Annotated in this window: 14 protein-coding genes and 1 pseudogene; 4 read left to right on the top strand and 11 right to left on the bottom strand. The window is 66.7% G+C overall.

Going from position 1 to position 12,838, the window contains the following annotated elements; genetic code table 11:
• From WS75_RS27695 to WS75_RS34800, 4 genes and pseudogenes are all read right to left on the bottom strand, one after another.
• Nucleotides 1-221 (bottom strand): annotated as a pseudogene (locus tag WS75_RS27695) (aspartate aminotransferase family protein); the annotation flags it as partial.
• Between the two features lie 37 nt (nt 222-258).
• Nucleotides 259-1,596, bottom strand: a complete 1,338-nt coding sequence (locus WS75_RS27690; protein WP_059685338.1) for a glutamine synthetase family protein — start codon at nt 1,594-1,596, stop codon at nt 259-261.
• A 28-nt stretch (nt 1,597-1,624) separates the two neighbouring features.
• Nucleotides 1,625-2,410: a gamma-glutamyl-gamma-aminobutyrate hydrolase family protein gene (locus tag WS75_RS27685; RefSeq protein WP_059685336.1), complete on the bottom strand. Its 786-nt coding sequence runs from the start codon at nt 2,408-2,410 to the stop codon at nt 1,625-1,627.
• 285 nt (nt 2,411-2,695) lie between these two features.
• Nucleotides 2,696-2,878: a hypothetical protein gene (locus WS75_RS34800; protein ID WP_006402789.1), complete on the bottom strand. Its 183-nt coding sequence runs from the start codon at nt 2,876-2,878 to the stop codon at nt 2,696-2,698.
• A 468-nt stretch (nt 2,879-3,346) separates the two neighbouring features.
• Between WS75_RS34800 and WS75_RS27680 the strand changes: the two genes are divergently transcribed.
• Together WS75_RS27680 and WS75_RS27675 are read left to right on the top strand one after the other, a co-directional pair.
• Nucleotides 3,347-3,898, top strand: coding sequence for a cupin domain-containing protein (locus WS75_RS27680; protein WP_014895828.1), 552 nt, complete (start codon nt 3,347-3,349; stop codon nt 3,896-3,898).
• An 85-nt stretch (nt 3,899-3,983) separates the two neighbouring features.
• Nucleotides 3,984-5,474, top strand: coding sequence for an aldehyde dehydrogenase (locus WS75_RS27675; RefSeq protein ID WP_059685334.1), 1,491 nt, complete (start codon nt 3,984-3,986; stop codon nt 5,472-5,474).
• A gap of 49 nt (nt 5,475-5,523) precedes the next feature.
• On the opposite strand, the gene WS75_RS27670 is transcribed toward WS75_RS27675, so the two are convergent.
• Nucleotides 5,524-5,724: a heavy-metal-associated domain-containing protein gene (locus WS75_RS27670; RefSeq protein ID WP_006754615.1), complete on the bottom strand. Its 201-nt coding sequence runs from the start codon at nt 5,722-5,724 to the stop codon at nt 5,524-5,526.
• A gap of 332 nt (nt 5,725-6,056) precedes the next feature.
• Between WS75_RS27670 and WS75_RS27665 the strand changes: the two genes are divergently transcribed.
• Both WS75_RS27665 and WS75_RS27660 read left to right on the top strand, forming a co-directional pair.
• Nucleotides 6,057-6,389 (top strand): cupredoxin domain-containing protein, encoded by a 333-nt coding sequence (locus WS75_RS27665; RefSeq protein ID WP_059605730.1) that lies wholly within the window; start codon nt 6,057-6,059, stop codon nt 6,387-6,389.
• A 12-nt stretch (nt 6,390-6,401) separates the two neighbouring features.
• Nucleotides 6,402-7,238, top strand: a complete 837-nt coding sequence (locus WS75_RS27660) for an FTR1 family iron permease (protein WP_059685332.1) — start codon at nt 6,402-6,404, stop codon at nt 7,236-7,238.
• Nucleotides 7,239-7,324: 86 nt separating this feature from the next.
• Here the strand turns inward: WS75_RS27660 and WS75_RS27655 are convergent, their stop codons facing one another.
• From WS75_RS27655 to WS75_RS27630, 6 genes are all read right to left on the bottom strand, one after another.
• Nucleotides 7,325-7,543 carry a hypothetical protein gene (locus WS75_RS27655; protein WP_059450688.1) on the bottom strand — a complete coding sequence of 73 codons (219 nt, stop codon included), beginning with the start codon at nt 7,541-7,543 and terminating at the stop codon, nt 7,325-7,327.
• On the bottom strand, nt 7,543-8,013 hold the full coding sequence (locus WS75_RS27650) for a hypothetical protein (RefSeq protein WP_059685331.1): 471 nt from the start codon (nt 8,011-8,013) through the stop codon (nt 7,543-7,545). The genes WS75_RS27655 and WS75_RS27650 overlap by 1 nt, the downstream gene beginning before the upstream one ends.
• Nucleotides 8,014-8,063: 50 nt before the next feature.
• The gene (gene glmS / locus WS75_RS27645) at nt 8,064-9,881 is read right to left on the bottom strand and encodes a glutamine--fructose-6-phosphate transaminase (isomerizing) (protein WP_059685329.1); all 1,818 of its coding nucleotides are present in this window, start codon (nt 9,879-9,881) and stop codon (nt 8,064-8,066) included.
• A gap of 54 nt (nt 9,882-9,935) precedes the next feature.
• On the bottom strand, nt 9,936-11,297 hold the full coding sequence (glmU, locus tag WS75_RS27640) for a bifunctional UDP-N-acetylglucosamine diphosphorylase/glucosamine-1-phosphate N-acetyltransferase GlmU (protein WP_059685326.1): 1,362 nt from the start codon (nt 11,295-11,297) through the stop codon (nt 9,936-9,938).
• Between the two features lie 134 nt (nt 11,298-11,431).
• Entirely contained in the window at nt 11,432-12,427 is a 996-nt protein-coding gene (ttcA, locus tag WS75_RS27635; protein WP_059685324.1) for a tRNA 2-thiocytidine(32) synthetase TtcA, read from the bottom strand.
• A complete protein-coding gene (locus tag WS75_RS27630) occupies nt 12,424-12,828 on the bottom strand; it encodes a dihydroneopterin aldolase (protein ID WP_059450683.1) in 405 nt (134 codons plus the stop codon). The genes ttcA and WS75_RS27630 overlap by 4 nt, the downstream gene beginning before the upstream one ends.
• Between the last annotated feature and the right edge of the window lie 10 nt (nt 12,829-12,838).

The following is a 12,838-nucleotide window of genomic DNA, read 5'->3' as shown; positions in this document are numbered from 1 at the left end:
TCGATGACCTTGTTGCCGTCCGAGTCCCACAGATAGACGCCGTCGGCCTTCACGATCACGCGGCTGCCCGCGCGGTTGAGCGCACCCATGTCGGAGAACGGGTGGATGTGGTGCGCGGCGTCGAGCGCGCGGTATTCGGCGGTCGAGCGTGCCTGCGTCGTGCGCGGTGCGGCGGCCGGCGCGGCCGGCTGGATCCATGCAGATTCGTTGCGGTAAGTCATGTTTCCTCCGTGATTCCGTATTCGGTCGTGCGCACGCTCAGACGTGCAGCAGCAGATGGCGGCGTTCCCACGAGCTGATCACGCGGAAGAACGCTTCGTATTCGGTTTCCTTCAGCGCGAAATACGCCTTCAGGAACTTGTGGCCGAGAATCTCGCCGAGCGGCTCGCATGCGGCCATCAGCGTGAGCCCTTCCTCGAGGTTGCGCGGCAGCTGGTACGGCAGTTCGTAGCCGTCGCTGACGAGCGGTTCGGTCGGTTCGAGACGCTGCGTCATGCCGAGATAGCCGGCGGCGAGCGTCGCCGCGAGCGCGAGGTACGGGTTGCAGTCGACGCCCGGGATCCGGTTCTCGATGCGGCGCGCGGCCGGGCCCGAGTGCGGGATGCGGAAGCCGACCGTGCGGTTGTCGTAGCCCCACTGCACGTTGATCGGCGCGGCCATGAAGCGCGACAGCCGGCGGTACGAATTGATGTACGGCGCGAAGATCGGCATCAACGCGGGCGTGTATTTCTGCAGCCCCGCGAGGTAGTTGTAGAACATCGACGTCGCGCCGCCGGTTTCCCGCGACGTGAACAGGTTCTGGCCCGTCTCCTCGTCGACGATGCTCTGGTGCACGTGCATCGCCGAACCCGGCTCGTTTTCCATCGGCTTGGCCATGAACGTCGCGTACATGTTGTGACGCAGCGCGGCCTCGCGCACCGTGCGCTTGAACAGGAACACCTGGTCGGCGAGCGACAGCGCGTCGCCGTGCATGAAGTTGATCTCCATCTGCGCGGCGCCGACTTCGTGGATCAGCGTGTCGATGTCGAGGTTCTGCGCTTCGCAGTACTCGTAGATGTCCTCGAACAGCGGGTCGAACTCGTTGACCGCCTCGATCGAATACGACTGGCGGCCCGTCTCGGGGCGGCCCGTGCGGCCGACCGGCGGACGCAGCGGCAGGTCCGGGTCCTTGTTCATGTCGACCAGGTAGAACTCGAGCTCCGGCGCGACGACGGGCTTCCAGCCCTTCGCCTTGTACAGGTCGAGCACGCGGCGCAGCACGTAGCGCGGCGAGATCTCGACCGGCGAGCCGTCGAAGTGCACGCAGTCGTGGATCACTTGCGCGGTCGGGTCGACCGCCCACGGGATCAGGCGAATGGTCGACGTGTCGGGCACGCACACCATGTCGGGGTCGGTCACGCCAGTGAGCGAGCCGTCTTCCGGATAGTCGCCCGTGACGGTCTGCACCATCACGGCCTGCGGCAGGCGCATCGATTCGCCGGACGTGAACTTGTTGCGCGGCGTGATCTTGCCGCGCGCGATGCCGGCCATGTCGGGAATGATCGCTTCGATCTCGGTGATCCGGTGCTGCTTCAGAAAGTCGTCGATGTCTTGCATGTTCGTTCTCGTTGGTTGTTCGACGCGCTCATGCGAGCGCGGCGGCGGCCCTGGTGCGTTCGCGGGCGTTCCGGTGGGCGCGGCATGCGTCGCCGAAGGCGCGGAAGATCGCGCTCGACAGCGGGTCATGCGCATGCCGCCATTCCGGGTGCCATTGCACGGCGAGGGCGAAGGCCGGTGCGTCGACGACGCTGACGGCCTCGATCAGGCCATCCGACGCGACGGCTTCGACGGCGAGGCCGGAGCCGAGCTGCGCGATGCCCTGTTTGTGCAGCGAGTTCACGTGCACGTCGTCGCGGCCGCCGGCGAGCGTGTGCAGCACGCCGCCGGGCGTCAGGCGCACGACGTGCGCGGGGCCGTATTGCGTGTCCATCGGCGCGTCGTCGTCCTCGCGGTGATCGGCGAGGCCGGGCACTTCGTGCACGCGCTGATGCAGCGTGCCGCCGCAGACGACGTTCAGCTCCTGGAAGCCGCGGCACACGGCCAGAACGGGCACGCCAGCGGTGATCGCCGCGCGCAGCAGCGGCAGCGTCGTCGCATCACGCGCGGGATCGTGCTTCGTGCCGGGCGCGCTCGGCTCGCCGCCATACAGGTGCGGCTCGACGTTCGAATAGCTGCCGGTAAACAACAGGCCGTCGACCGTGGCGAGCACGTCGTCGGTCGACTGGCGATCGCCGAGCGCGGGCAGCACCATCGCGAGCGCATGTGCGCCGTCGACGATCGCCGCGACGTACTTGTCGCCGACCGTGTGCGACGCATGTGCGCCGATTTGCGTGAAGTCGGCGGTGATGCCGACGAGGGGTTTCCTTTCCATGACGTCAATCAGTTATCCGTAGGGCCATGGCGTGCGTTGCGCAGGAAAATCGCGAAATGCAGGCGCGACACGGCCCCGCAGCCTGGCGAAAAGCGCAAGGCCGCTGGTGAATGGGCGCAACGGGTTCGCATGGCGATCCGCGCTGCGCGCGACGATCAGGCTGTCGTTCGTTTCGTTGCGCTGCGCGACGCGGCAATGGATGCGCGAACGCGTTCCGTCACCGCGCAGACGACGCGGCTGACGAACAGGCAGTTGAAACGAACGACGAGAAAAGGAGGAGAGGCGCTATGGCAGCAGCGACGCGACTTCGTCGGTATCCACGGCCACGAACGCGCGTGCGGAAACGGCGTTGTGACGGCGAACGGAACGACGAGACAGGATGGTGTAGATCGACAGATGCAGCAGGCGAGGACTATGCCAGCCGCAACTGCCATCGGAAGCGGGAGCAGCGCTGCGCAAACTTCGCACATCGCCTCGATCCCACCTCACCAGAGGGCCACGGACTCTCACGATTACACTCGACTGGTTTGTTGAAAGTATTGAACACCTGACCGTTTCAGCGCGCGAGGCGTTTAAAATAATCGAGGTGCCGGTCCTGCGTCATTTACATCGATGGGCATCAATTCTTGCGTTGCAATAACGCTTTTCGGTGCCAATGAATGGCCAATGACGCTGACCTGAGAGCCAGCATATACGAGCCAAAAACGGCGTCAAATGTTTTTTGACGGTCTCGTGTCAGGGCTTTCCCGAGGCACTCCGAACAAAATATTCGTAAACGGAATGACTCGCGGGGTGTTCATTATTTCGAACGCCTTTCAGGGTTTTCCCCGCTGATGTGCGGCATAAAGTGATTAGAATATTCAACGGCTGCGCAACGCCGCTCCACGCGTCGTTTCACTTTTTCACCGCACTTCTATCGTGTCCGAAACCGAATCGATGTCCACCGAAGTCGCCGAGCGCCTGCGTTTCGTGCGCAACAAGCATGGCCTGTCGCAGCGTGAACTCGCGAAGCGGGCCGGCGTGACCAACGGCACGATCTCGCTGATCGAACAGGGGCGCGTAAGCCCGTCGGTCGGCTCGCTGAAGAAACTGCTCGAATGCATTCCGATGAGTCTCGCGGAGTTCTTCACGTTCGAACTCGTCGAATCGCGCTCGGTCGTATCGCGCCGCGACGAGATGCCGAACCTTGGCAACGACGCGCTCGCATTTCATCTCGTCGGCGCGGGCGTGAAGGACCGCAACATGTGCATCATGCGCGAGATCTACCAGCCGCTCGCCGATACGGGGCCCGAGATGCTCGTGCACGCGGGGCACGAGGGCGGCGTGGTCGTGTCGGGCCGACTCGAGCTCACCGTCGACGGCGCGACCTGGCTGCTCGACCCCGGAGACGGCTACTACTTCGAAAGCCGTTTGCCGCACCGTTTTCGCAATCCCAGCGCGGAACAGCTCTGCGAGGTCGTGTCGGCGAATTCGCCGGCCACCTTCTGAGCCCGCATCACTGCATTCGTCGCCGGCAGTCTTGCCGTTGCGCGGCGTGCCGCAGCGCGAATGCCACGACAATTGAGGCATCCTGATGAACAAGTTGACTTTGGCTGACTGGCAGGACAAGGCGGCGTCGCTCACGATTGAAGGGCGCGCATTCATCGACGGCACGTCGCGCGACGCGCACGGCGGCAGGACGTTCGACTGCGTGAGCCCGATCGACGGTCGCGTGCTCGCGAAGGTGGCCGACTGCGGAGAGCCCGACGTGAACGCCGCCGTCGCGGCCGCGCGCCGCGCGTTCGACGCCGGCGTGTGGGCCGGACTGAACCCGCGCGCGCGCAAGGCCGTGCTGCTGCGCTGGGCCGCGCTGATGCGCGAGCATCTCGACGAACTTTCGCTGCTCGAGACGCTCGATGCGGGCAAGCCGATCGGCGACACCACGACGGTTGACGTGCCGGGCGCCGCTTATTGCGTCGAGTGGTTCGCCGAAGCGATCGACAAGGTCGGCGGCGAAGTCGCGCCGGCCGACCATCATCTCGTCGGTCTCGTCACACGCGAGCCGGTCGGCGTGGTGGCGGCCGTCGTGCCGTGGAACTTCCCGATCCTGATGGCCGCATGGAAGTTCGGCCCGGCGCTCGCGGCCGGCAACAGCGTCGTGCTGAAGCCGTCGGAGAAATCGCCGCTGACCGCGATCCGCGTCGCGCAGCTCGCATACGAGGCCGGCATCCCGGCCGGCGTGTTCAACGTCGTGCCGGGCGCAGGCGAACCGGGCAAGCTGCTCGCGCTGCATCGCGATGTCGACTGCATCGCGTTCACCGGCTCCACCGCGGTCGGCAAGCTGATCATGCAGTACGCCGCGCAGTCGAACCTGAAGCGCGCGTGGCTCGAGCTCGGTGGCAAGTCGCCGAACATCGTTCTGCCGGATTGTCCGGACCTCGACCGCGCCGCGCAGGCCGCAGCCGGGGCGATCTTCTACAACATGGGCGAGATGTGCACGGCCGGCTCGCGCCTGCTCGTGCATCGCGACATCAAGGACGCGTTCATCGAGAAGCTGGTGGCGGCCGCGCGCGCTTACGTGCCGGGCAACCCGCTCGATCCGTCGGTATCGATGGGCGCGATCGTCGACGGGATCCAGCTCGAGCGCGTGCTCGGCTACATCGATGCCGGGCGCAAGGAAGGCACGCTCGTCACGGGCGGCGCGCGCGTGAAGGAGGAGACGGGCGGCTTCTACGTGGAACCGACGGTGTTCGAGGTGAAGCCCGATGCGAAGATCGCGCGCGAGGAGATCTTCGGGCCCGTGCTGTCGGTGATCGTGTTCGACGACGTCGACGAGGCGGTGCGGATCGCGAACGACACCGAATACGGGCTGGCCGCGGCCGTTTGGACGTCGAACCTGACGACCGCGCACGACGTGTCGCGCCGGCTGCGGGCGGGCACGGTGTGGGTGAACTGCTACGACGAAGGCGGCGACATGAACTTCCCGTTCGGCGGCTACAAGCAGTCGGGCAACGGCCGCGACAAGTCGCTGCACGCGCTCGAGAAATACACCGAGCTGAAGTCGACGCTGATCCGGCTGCGCTGACGCGGCCGGTGTCCGGGCGCGGTGCCGATGGGCGCCGCGCCCGCGCGCGTCAGGCCGAGCGCAATGCCGGGTGGAAGCCCGCGGCTTCGATGATCGACTGCACGCGTTCGGCGCCTTGCGCCGATTCGACCTTGACCGTCTTCGCGGCCACGTCGATGTCGAGCTTCGCGGCGGGGTCCGCTGCCGTCACGGCGCGCGTGATGGCGTTGGCGCAGCCGCCGCAGGTCATGTCCTGGACTTCGAATTCCATCGTGTTCTCCTGGGTTGATTGGCGCTTCACAAACATCGCCAGCATGAAGCTTGCCATGGTGGGAAGGTCAAGCCATTCGTCGCGTTCCGCGTAGCTCAAGCTTTTTGTAAAGATGAGGTCAGACGAATCGTCATCCGCTGACGGACGTCAGTCCGAATTTTTCCCGATTGACGGCTGCGCATTGTCGGCGAAATCGCGCGGCGCCTTGCGCGACAAGGTGCGCGTCGCATCCATGACGCCCGATGTCCATGCCATGAGTAAGGGTACTGAGAGAGGGAAATGCGAATCGATCTTACTATCGGTTCCCTTCGATATTTCATTTCGGTACCCGTATGAATCGCTTCGCTTTCGGTTTCGCACTGGCCCTGCTGGGCGCATCGGCAACGTCCGCATTCGCTGCCGACGACGTCGTCAACCTGACCCTGAAGAACCACAAGTTTTCGCCCGACGGCGTGACGATTCCGGCCGGCAAGAAGGTGAAGTTCGTCGTGAAGAATCTCGATGCGACGCCCGCAGAATTCGAAAGCGACGATTTCAAGGCGGAGAAGGTCGTGCCGGCCGGCAAGTCGGTCGAGATCCTGGTCGGGCCGCTGAACGCCGGCACCTACGAGTTCCACGACGAGTATCATGAGGCGCAGTCGAAGACGCACCTGACCGTCAAATAAGCGGATATCGCCATGCTGTCTACCGCTCTGATCGTCTTTCGTGAAGTGCTCGAGGCCGCGCTGGTGGTTTCGATCGTGATGGCCGCGACGAAGGGCGTGCCGAGCCGCGGCTGGTGGGTCGGCGGCGGGCTCGTCGGCGGCGTGATCGGCGCCGGCCTGATCGCCGCGTTCGCCGACGTGATTTCGCAGTGGGCCTCCGGCATGGGGCAGGAAGTCTTCAACGCCGGCGTGATGTTCGTCGCGACGCTGATGCTCGCGTGGCACTGCATCTGGATGAGCCGCCACGGCCGCGAGATGGCGCTGCACATGGGCGAGGTCGGCCGGGCCGTCGCAGCCGGCAGCCGGCCGCTGACGGGGCTCGCGATCGTCGTCGGTGTCGCGGTGCTGCGCGAGGGCTCCGAGGCCGTGCTGTTCCTGTACGGCATCGCGGCGGGCGATCCGGGACAGACGCCGCAGATGATCGTCGGCGGGCTGCTCGGTGTGCTGGGCGGCGCCGGGCTCGGCTATGGGATGTATGCGGGCCTGCTGCAGATTCCGCTCAAGCGCCTGTTCTCCGTCACCAACGCGCTGATCGTGCTGCTCGCGGCGGGGATGGCGAGCCAGTGCGTCGGCTTCCTGCTTGCCGCCGGCCTCGTGCCGTCGTGGGGCGATGCGGTCTGGGATACCTCGTGGCTGCTCAAGGAAACGAGCATCGTCGGCAAGGCGCTGCATACGCTGATCGGCTATACCGCGCGTCCGGCGGGGATCCAGATCGCGGCGTACGTCGTCACGCTGGTCTCGATTGTCGTGCTGGCGCGGCTCGTCGGCCGGCCCCGGACGGTGGTGCCGCCGCCGCGGCCCGTTGCCTGAGCGGGCCGGCGCCGAATGCAGAAAGGGGCGTCATGGACGCCCCTTTTTTCTTGGGTTGACGGCTCGCGCGCAGCCGCGCGGCCCGTTCAGCGATGGTTGTCGATCCAGGCGCGGGCCCATTCGAGCCCCGCTTCGCGCGCTTCGTCCTCGGTATCGAACACGCCGAGCACGCCCGACGCTTCGACGAGCCGATTGTTCTGCGTGATCGTGCCGCTCGCCGCGAAGCGTTCGGGCTGCAGGATTTCATCCTGCTGCAGGATCGAATGGCCCCAGATCTGGTAGCCGTGATAGGTCTGCGCTTCCATTATCGCGTCACCTCCGCGGAACGGCTGCCCGTGCCGACGCGCAGCACGTTGCCGTCCGGTGTGTATTGCCGCGGGATGTCCGAGAACGTGAGTGCGTGCGGCGTGTCGGGCATGGCCGGCTGCATCACCGTGAGCCGGCCCGGCGCGGGCTGCGCGACCGGGCGCGGTGCGGACGGCGCGTCGACCGTCGCGGCGGCCGGTCGATGCGGCGTGGTTTTCACGGCTTGTGCGACGCGGCGCTTGTGCGGCTTGACCGCAGCCTTCGGCTGCACGCTCGCGTGCTTTTCCACGGTCTTGCCGCCGGCATGCGCGTCGCCACCGGGGCGCGCTGCCGGCGTGCGGGCATCCGGCGTACGGGCCGCCGGCAACCGCGCCTCGGGCGGGTTCCAGACTTCGACGTAGCGCTCGGCCGCCCAGCCCGTCGACGCGAAGGTCAGCGCCAGCAATCCGCATCCAAACAGTCTTACCATGGTCTCTCCGTCAGTCTCGTCGGCGCGCCGGACCGCGCTGCGCCGATTGCTTACTCCACCGTCACCGACTTCGCGAGGTTGCGCGGTTTGTCGACGTCGGTGCCGCGCGCGCATGCGGTGTGATACGCGAGCAGCTGCAGCGGCACGACGTGCAGGATCGGCGACAGCTGCCCGTAGTGTTCCGGCATCCGGATCACGTGCAGGCCGTCGTCGTTGACGATCTGCGTGTCGGCATCCGCGAACACGTACAGCTCGCCGCCGCGTGCGCGCACTTCCTGCATGTTCGACTTCAGCTTCTCGAGCAGCGTGTCGTTCGGCGCGACCGTGACGACCGGCATCGCTTCCGTGACGAGCGCGAGCGGCCCGTGCTTCAGTTCGCCGGCCGGATACGCCTCGGCATGGATGTACGAGATTTCCTTCAGCTTCAGCGCGCCTTCGAGCGCGATCGGGTAGTGCAGCCCGCGGCCGAGGAACAGCGCGTTTTCCTTGCGCGCGAATTCCTCCGACCACGCGATGATCTGCGGCTCGAGCGCGAGCACGCTGTTCAGCGCGACCGGCAGGTGGCGCAGTTCCTTCAGGAATTGCGCTTCTTGCGCGGCGTCGACGTGCCCGCGCAGCTTGCCGAGCGTCGCGGCCAGCACGAACAGCGCGACGAGCTGCGTCGTGAACGCCTTGGTCGACGCAACGCCGATCTCGGTGCCCGCGTGCGTCAGGAACTGCATCTCGGTGAGGCGCACCATCGCGCTCGTCGCGACGTTGCACACCGCGAGCGTATGCGTGTGGCCGAGCGACTGCGCGTGCTTGAGCGCGGCGAGCGTGTCGGCCGTCTCGCCCGATTGCGAGATCACCAGCACGAGCTGGCGCGGGTTCGGCACCGACTCGCGGTAGCGGTATTCGCTCGCGATCTCGACCTGAGTCGGGATCTTCGCGATCGATTCGAGCCAGTACTTCGCGGTGAGGCCCGAGTAGTAGCTCGTACCGCACGCGAGGATCAGCAGGCTGTCGATCTCCGCGAACGCGGCGGGGGCCGCATCGCCGAACAGCGTCGCGTCGAACGCTTCGGTTTGCGGCACCGTGTCGCTGATCGCGCGCGGCTGCTCGAAGATTTCCTTCTGCATGAAGTGGCGATACGGGCCCAGCTCGACCGCGCCGCCGTATGCGCTGACGACGCGGATCTCGCGCTGCGCGAGCGCGCCGTGACGATCGACGATCTTCACGCCATCGATCGACAGCTCGCACACGTCACCTTCCTCGAGGAACGTGAAGCGATCGGTGCTGCCGGCCAGCGCGAGTGCGTCGGACGCGAGGAAGTTCTCGCCGTCGCCGTGGCCGACGACGAGCGGCGAACCCTGGCGCGCGCCGACGACGGTGTGCGGCTGGTCCTTGTGCGTCACGGCGATCGCATAGGCGCCGTGCAGCTGCTGCACGGCTTCGCGCACGGCCTCGAACAGGTCGCCGCGATACAGGCTGTGCACGAGGTGCGCGATGACTTCGGTGTCGGTCTGCGACACGAACTCGTAGCCCTTCGCGCGCAGCGCTTCGCGCAGCGGCTCGAAGTTCTCGATGATGCCGTTGTGGACGAGCGCGAGCGCGTTCGACGAGAAGATCGGGTGCGCGTTGTGCGTGACGGGCGCGCCGTGCGTCGCCCAGCGCGTGTGCGCGACGCCGGTCGTGCCTTCGAGATGCGATTCCTGCACCTGCGCATCGAGATCGGCGACGCGCGCGACGCTGCGCGCGCGCTTGGGGGCGCCCGGCTCGAGCACGGCGACGCCGCACGAATCGTAGCCACGGTATTCGAGGCGCCGCAATCCTTCGATCAGCACCGGAACGATATTACGCTGCGCAACTGCGCCGACAATGCCGCACATGAATGGTCCATCCTGTAAGTCGACGCGGGCGCCGTCCGGGCGCCCGCTAAAGGTTCAGCTCTTCTTCTTGACCGGGCGGACGTAGCCGCTCTTCGCGGTCTGCGTCTTCTCGTTCAATGCGAGGACGCCTTCGGCGACGTCCTTCCAGATCGTCGTGCCGGCAGCGATCGTCACGCCGCGGCCGATGCGCACCGGCGCGACGAGCTGCGTGTCGGAGCCGACGAACACGTCGTCCTCGATCACGGTGCGGAACTTGTTCGCGCCGTCGTAGTTGCAGGTGATCGTGCCCGCGCCGATGTTCACGCGCGCGCCGATGTCGGCGTCGCCGATGTAGGTGAGGTGGTTCGCCTTCGAGCCGTGCCCGATCACCGCGTTCTTCACCTCGACGAAGTTGCCGACGTGCGCTTCGTCCGCGAGCTGCGCGCCGGGGCGCAGCCGCGCGTACGGGCCGATCACGGTGTTCGCACCGAGCTCGGCGCCGTCGATGTGCGTGAACGCGTCGACGCGCGTGCCGGCGCCGACCGACGCGTTGCGGATCACGCAGTTCGGGCCGATCGTCACGTTGTCGGCGAGCGTCACGTTGCCTTCGAACACGCAGTTCACGTCGATCGACACGTCGCGGCCGCAGCGCAGCGTGCCGCGCACGTCGAGCCGCGCCGGATCGGCGAGCGTGACGCCGTCGACGAGCAGCGCATCGGCGACGTTGCGCTGATGGATGCGCTCGAGCTCCGCGAGCTGCGCCTTGCTGTTCACGCCGAGCGTTTCCCATTCGTCGTCGGGCTGCGCCGTGACGACCTCGAAACCGGCCTCGATCGCGAGTTCGACGACGTCGGTCAGGTAGTACTCGCCCTGTGCGTTTTCGTTCTTCAGCGCGCCGAGCCACATCGACAGCTGGGCCGTGGGCGTGACGATGATGCCGGTGTTGATCTCGGCGATCTTCAGCTCTTCCGGCGACGCGTCCTTCTGCTCGACGATGCGCGTGACGAAGCCGGCCGCGTCGCGCACGATGCGGCCATAGCCGGTCGGATCGTCGAGCGTGACGGTCAGAATCCCGTAGCGGCCCTCGCGCGCGGCGTCGACGAGACGCCGCAGCGTCGACGCGCGGGTGAGCGGCACGTCGCCGTACAGCACCAGCGTCGGTTGCGCGGGATCGAGCAGCGGCAGCGCCTGGCGTACCGCGTGGCCGGTGCCGAGCTGCTCGGCCTGCACCGCGAACTGGACGTCGGGCGCGGCGACGGCGGCCTGGACCTGCTCGGCGCCATGACCGACCACGACGACGAGCCGCGACGGCTGCAGCGTGCGCGCGGTGGCGATGACGTGGGAGAGGAGCGGCCTGCCGGCCAGGGGATGGAGCACTTTCGGCAGCGCGGAACGCATGCGCTTGCCGGTGCCTGCCGCCAAAATCACGATATTCATGGCGCCAGCTTGTCAGAGGAGTTCGAAGCCGTCCATTTTAGCATGCGGCCCCCGTCGTTCCGGGCCTGTCGCGGCGGGGCGACAGCGCCGGAACGAGGCTGCGGCCCCGGTTCCGGCGGGCGTTCGGGCCCTGCTTACAGGTCGTCGAACTGGACGATCGAGATCGGTTTCGCGGCGCCCGGCGCGGCGGTCTCTTCGCCGGACGCGCACGGCTCCTCGTCGAACGCGATGTCGCCCTGCGGATCGGCAACGCCGGTCGCGCGCAGCGACGCGAACGGGAACTGGGTCGTATCCATCAGGTGCGACGGCACGACGTTCGCGAGCGCGCTGAACATGTTGTCGACGCGGCCCGGGAAGCGCTTGTCCCATTCGCGGATCAGCGCCTTCATTTCCGCGCGCTTCAGGTTCGGCTGGCTGCCGCACAGGTTGCACGGGATGATCGGGAATTCGCGCAGCTCCGCGTATTTCTCGAGATCGGTCTCCTTCACGTATGCGAGCGGGCGGATCACGACGTTCCTGCCGTCGTCCGACTGCAGCTTCGGCGGCATTCCCTTCAGCTTGCCGCCGTAGAACATGTTGAGCAGCAGCGTCTGCAGGATGTCGTCGCGGTGGTGGCCGAGCGCGATCTTGGTCGCGCCGAGCTCGCCGGCCACGCGGTACAGGATCCCGCGGCGCAGCCGCGAGCACAGCGAGCAGGTCGTCTTGCCTTCGGGCACGAGCCGCTTGACGATGCTGTAGGTGTCCTGGTTCTCGATGTGGAACGGCACGCCGACCTGCGTCAGGTACTCGGGCAGCACGTGTTCAGGGAAGCCCGGCTGCTTCTGGTCGAGGTTGACCGCGACGATGTCGAAGTCGATCGGCGCGCGCTCGCGCAGGCGCAGCAGCACGTCGAGCATCGCGTAGCTGTCCTTGCCGCCCGACAGGCACACCATCACCTTGTCGCCCTGCTCGATCATGTTGTAGTCGCCGATCGCCTGGCCGACCTGGCGCACGATCCGCTTGAACAGCTTGTTGTTCTCGTACGCTTCCTTCTGCTCGCGGCGCGTCAGCGCGCGGCGGCCGGTGTCGGCGGCGGTGGCTTCGATGGCGGCGCCATCGGCCGCCGTGTCGTTCATGTGGGGGGCGTTCATGCGCGCTCCTCGTCCTTGATGCGAAAGACTTCGACGCCGACGGCGTCGCAGTCCGGATAGGCGTCCGGTTTCTCGGTACAGACGCGTACCGCGCGCACGGCGTCGTGCGCCAGCAGGTTCGCGGCGATCGCGTCGCACAGCGTTTCCTGCAGGTGGATGTGGCCGCGCGCCACGCACTGCGCGACGCTCTGCTTCATCAGGTCGTAGTCGACGACTTCATGCAGCCGGTCGTCGACGGGGGTGGACAGCGCGAGCGGCACGAACAGGTCGACGTTGATGACGACGCGCTGCTCGCCGCGCTTCTCGTGTTCGAAGGCCCCGATGTTGATGTGCACCTCGTAGTCGCGCAGGTAGAGCCTGCGGCAGTCCGCGAGGCGGGGGTGCAGGAGAGCGGAAAACATGGTCGTCCCA

The sequence above is a fragment of the Burkholderia sp. FL-7-2-10-S1-D7 genome, assembly GCF_001524185.1.
GTDB classification, from domain to species: Bacteria; Pseudomonadota; Gammaproteobacteria; order Burkholderiales; family Burkholderiaceae; genus Burkholderia; species Burkholderia diffusa.
This window is presented reverse-complemented; position numbering and strand designations above follow the sequence as displayed.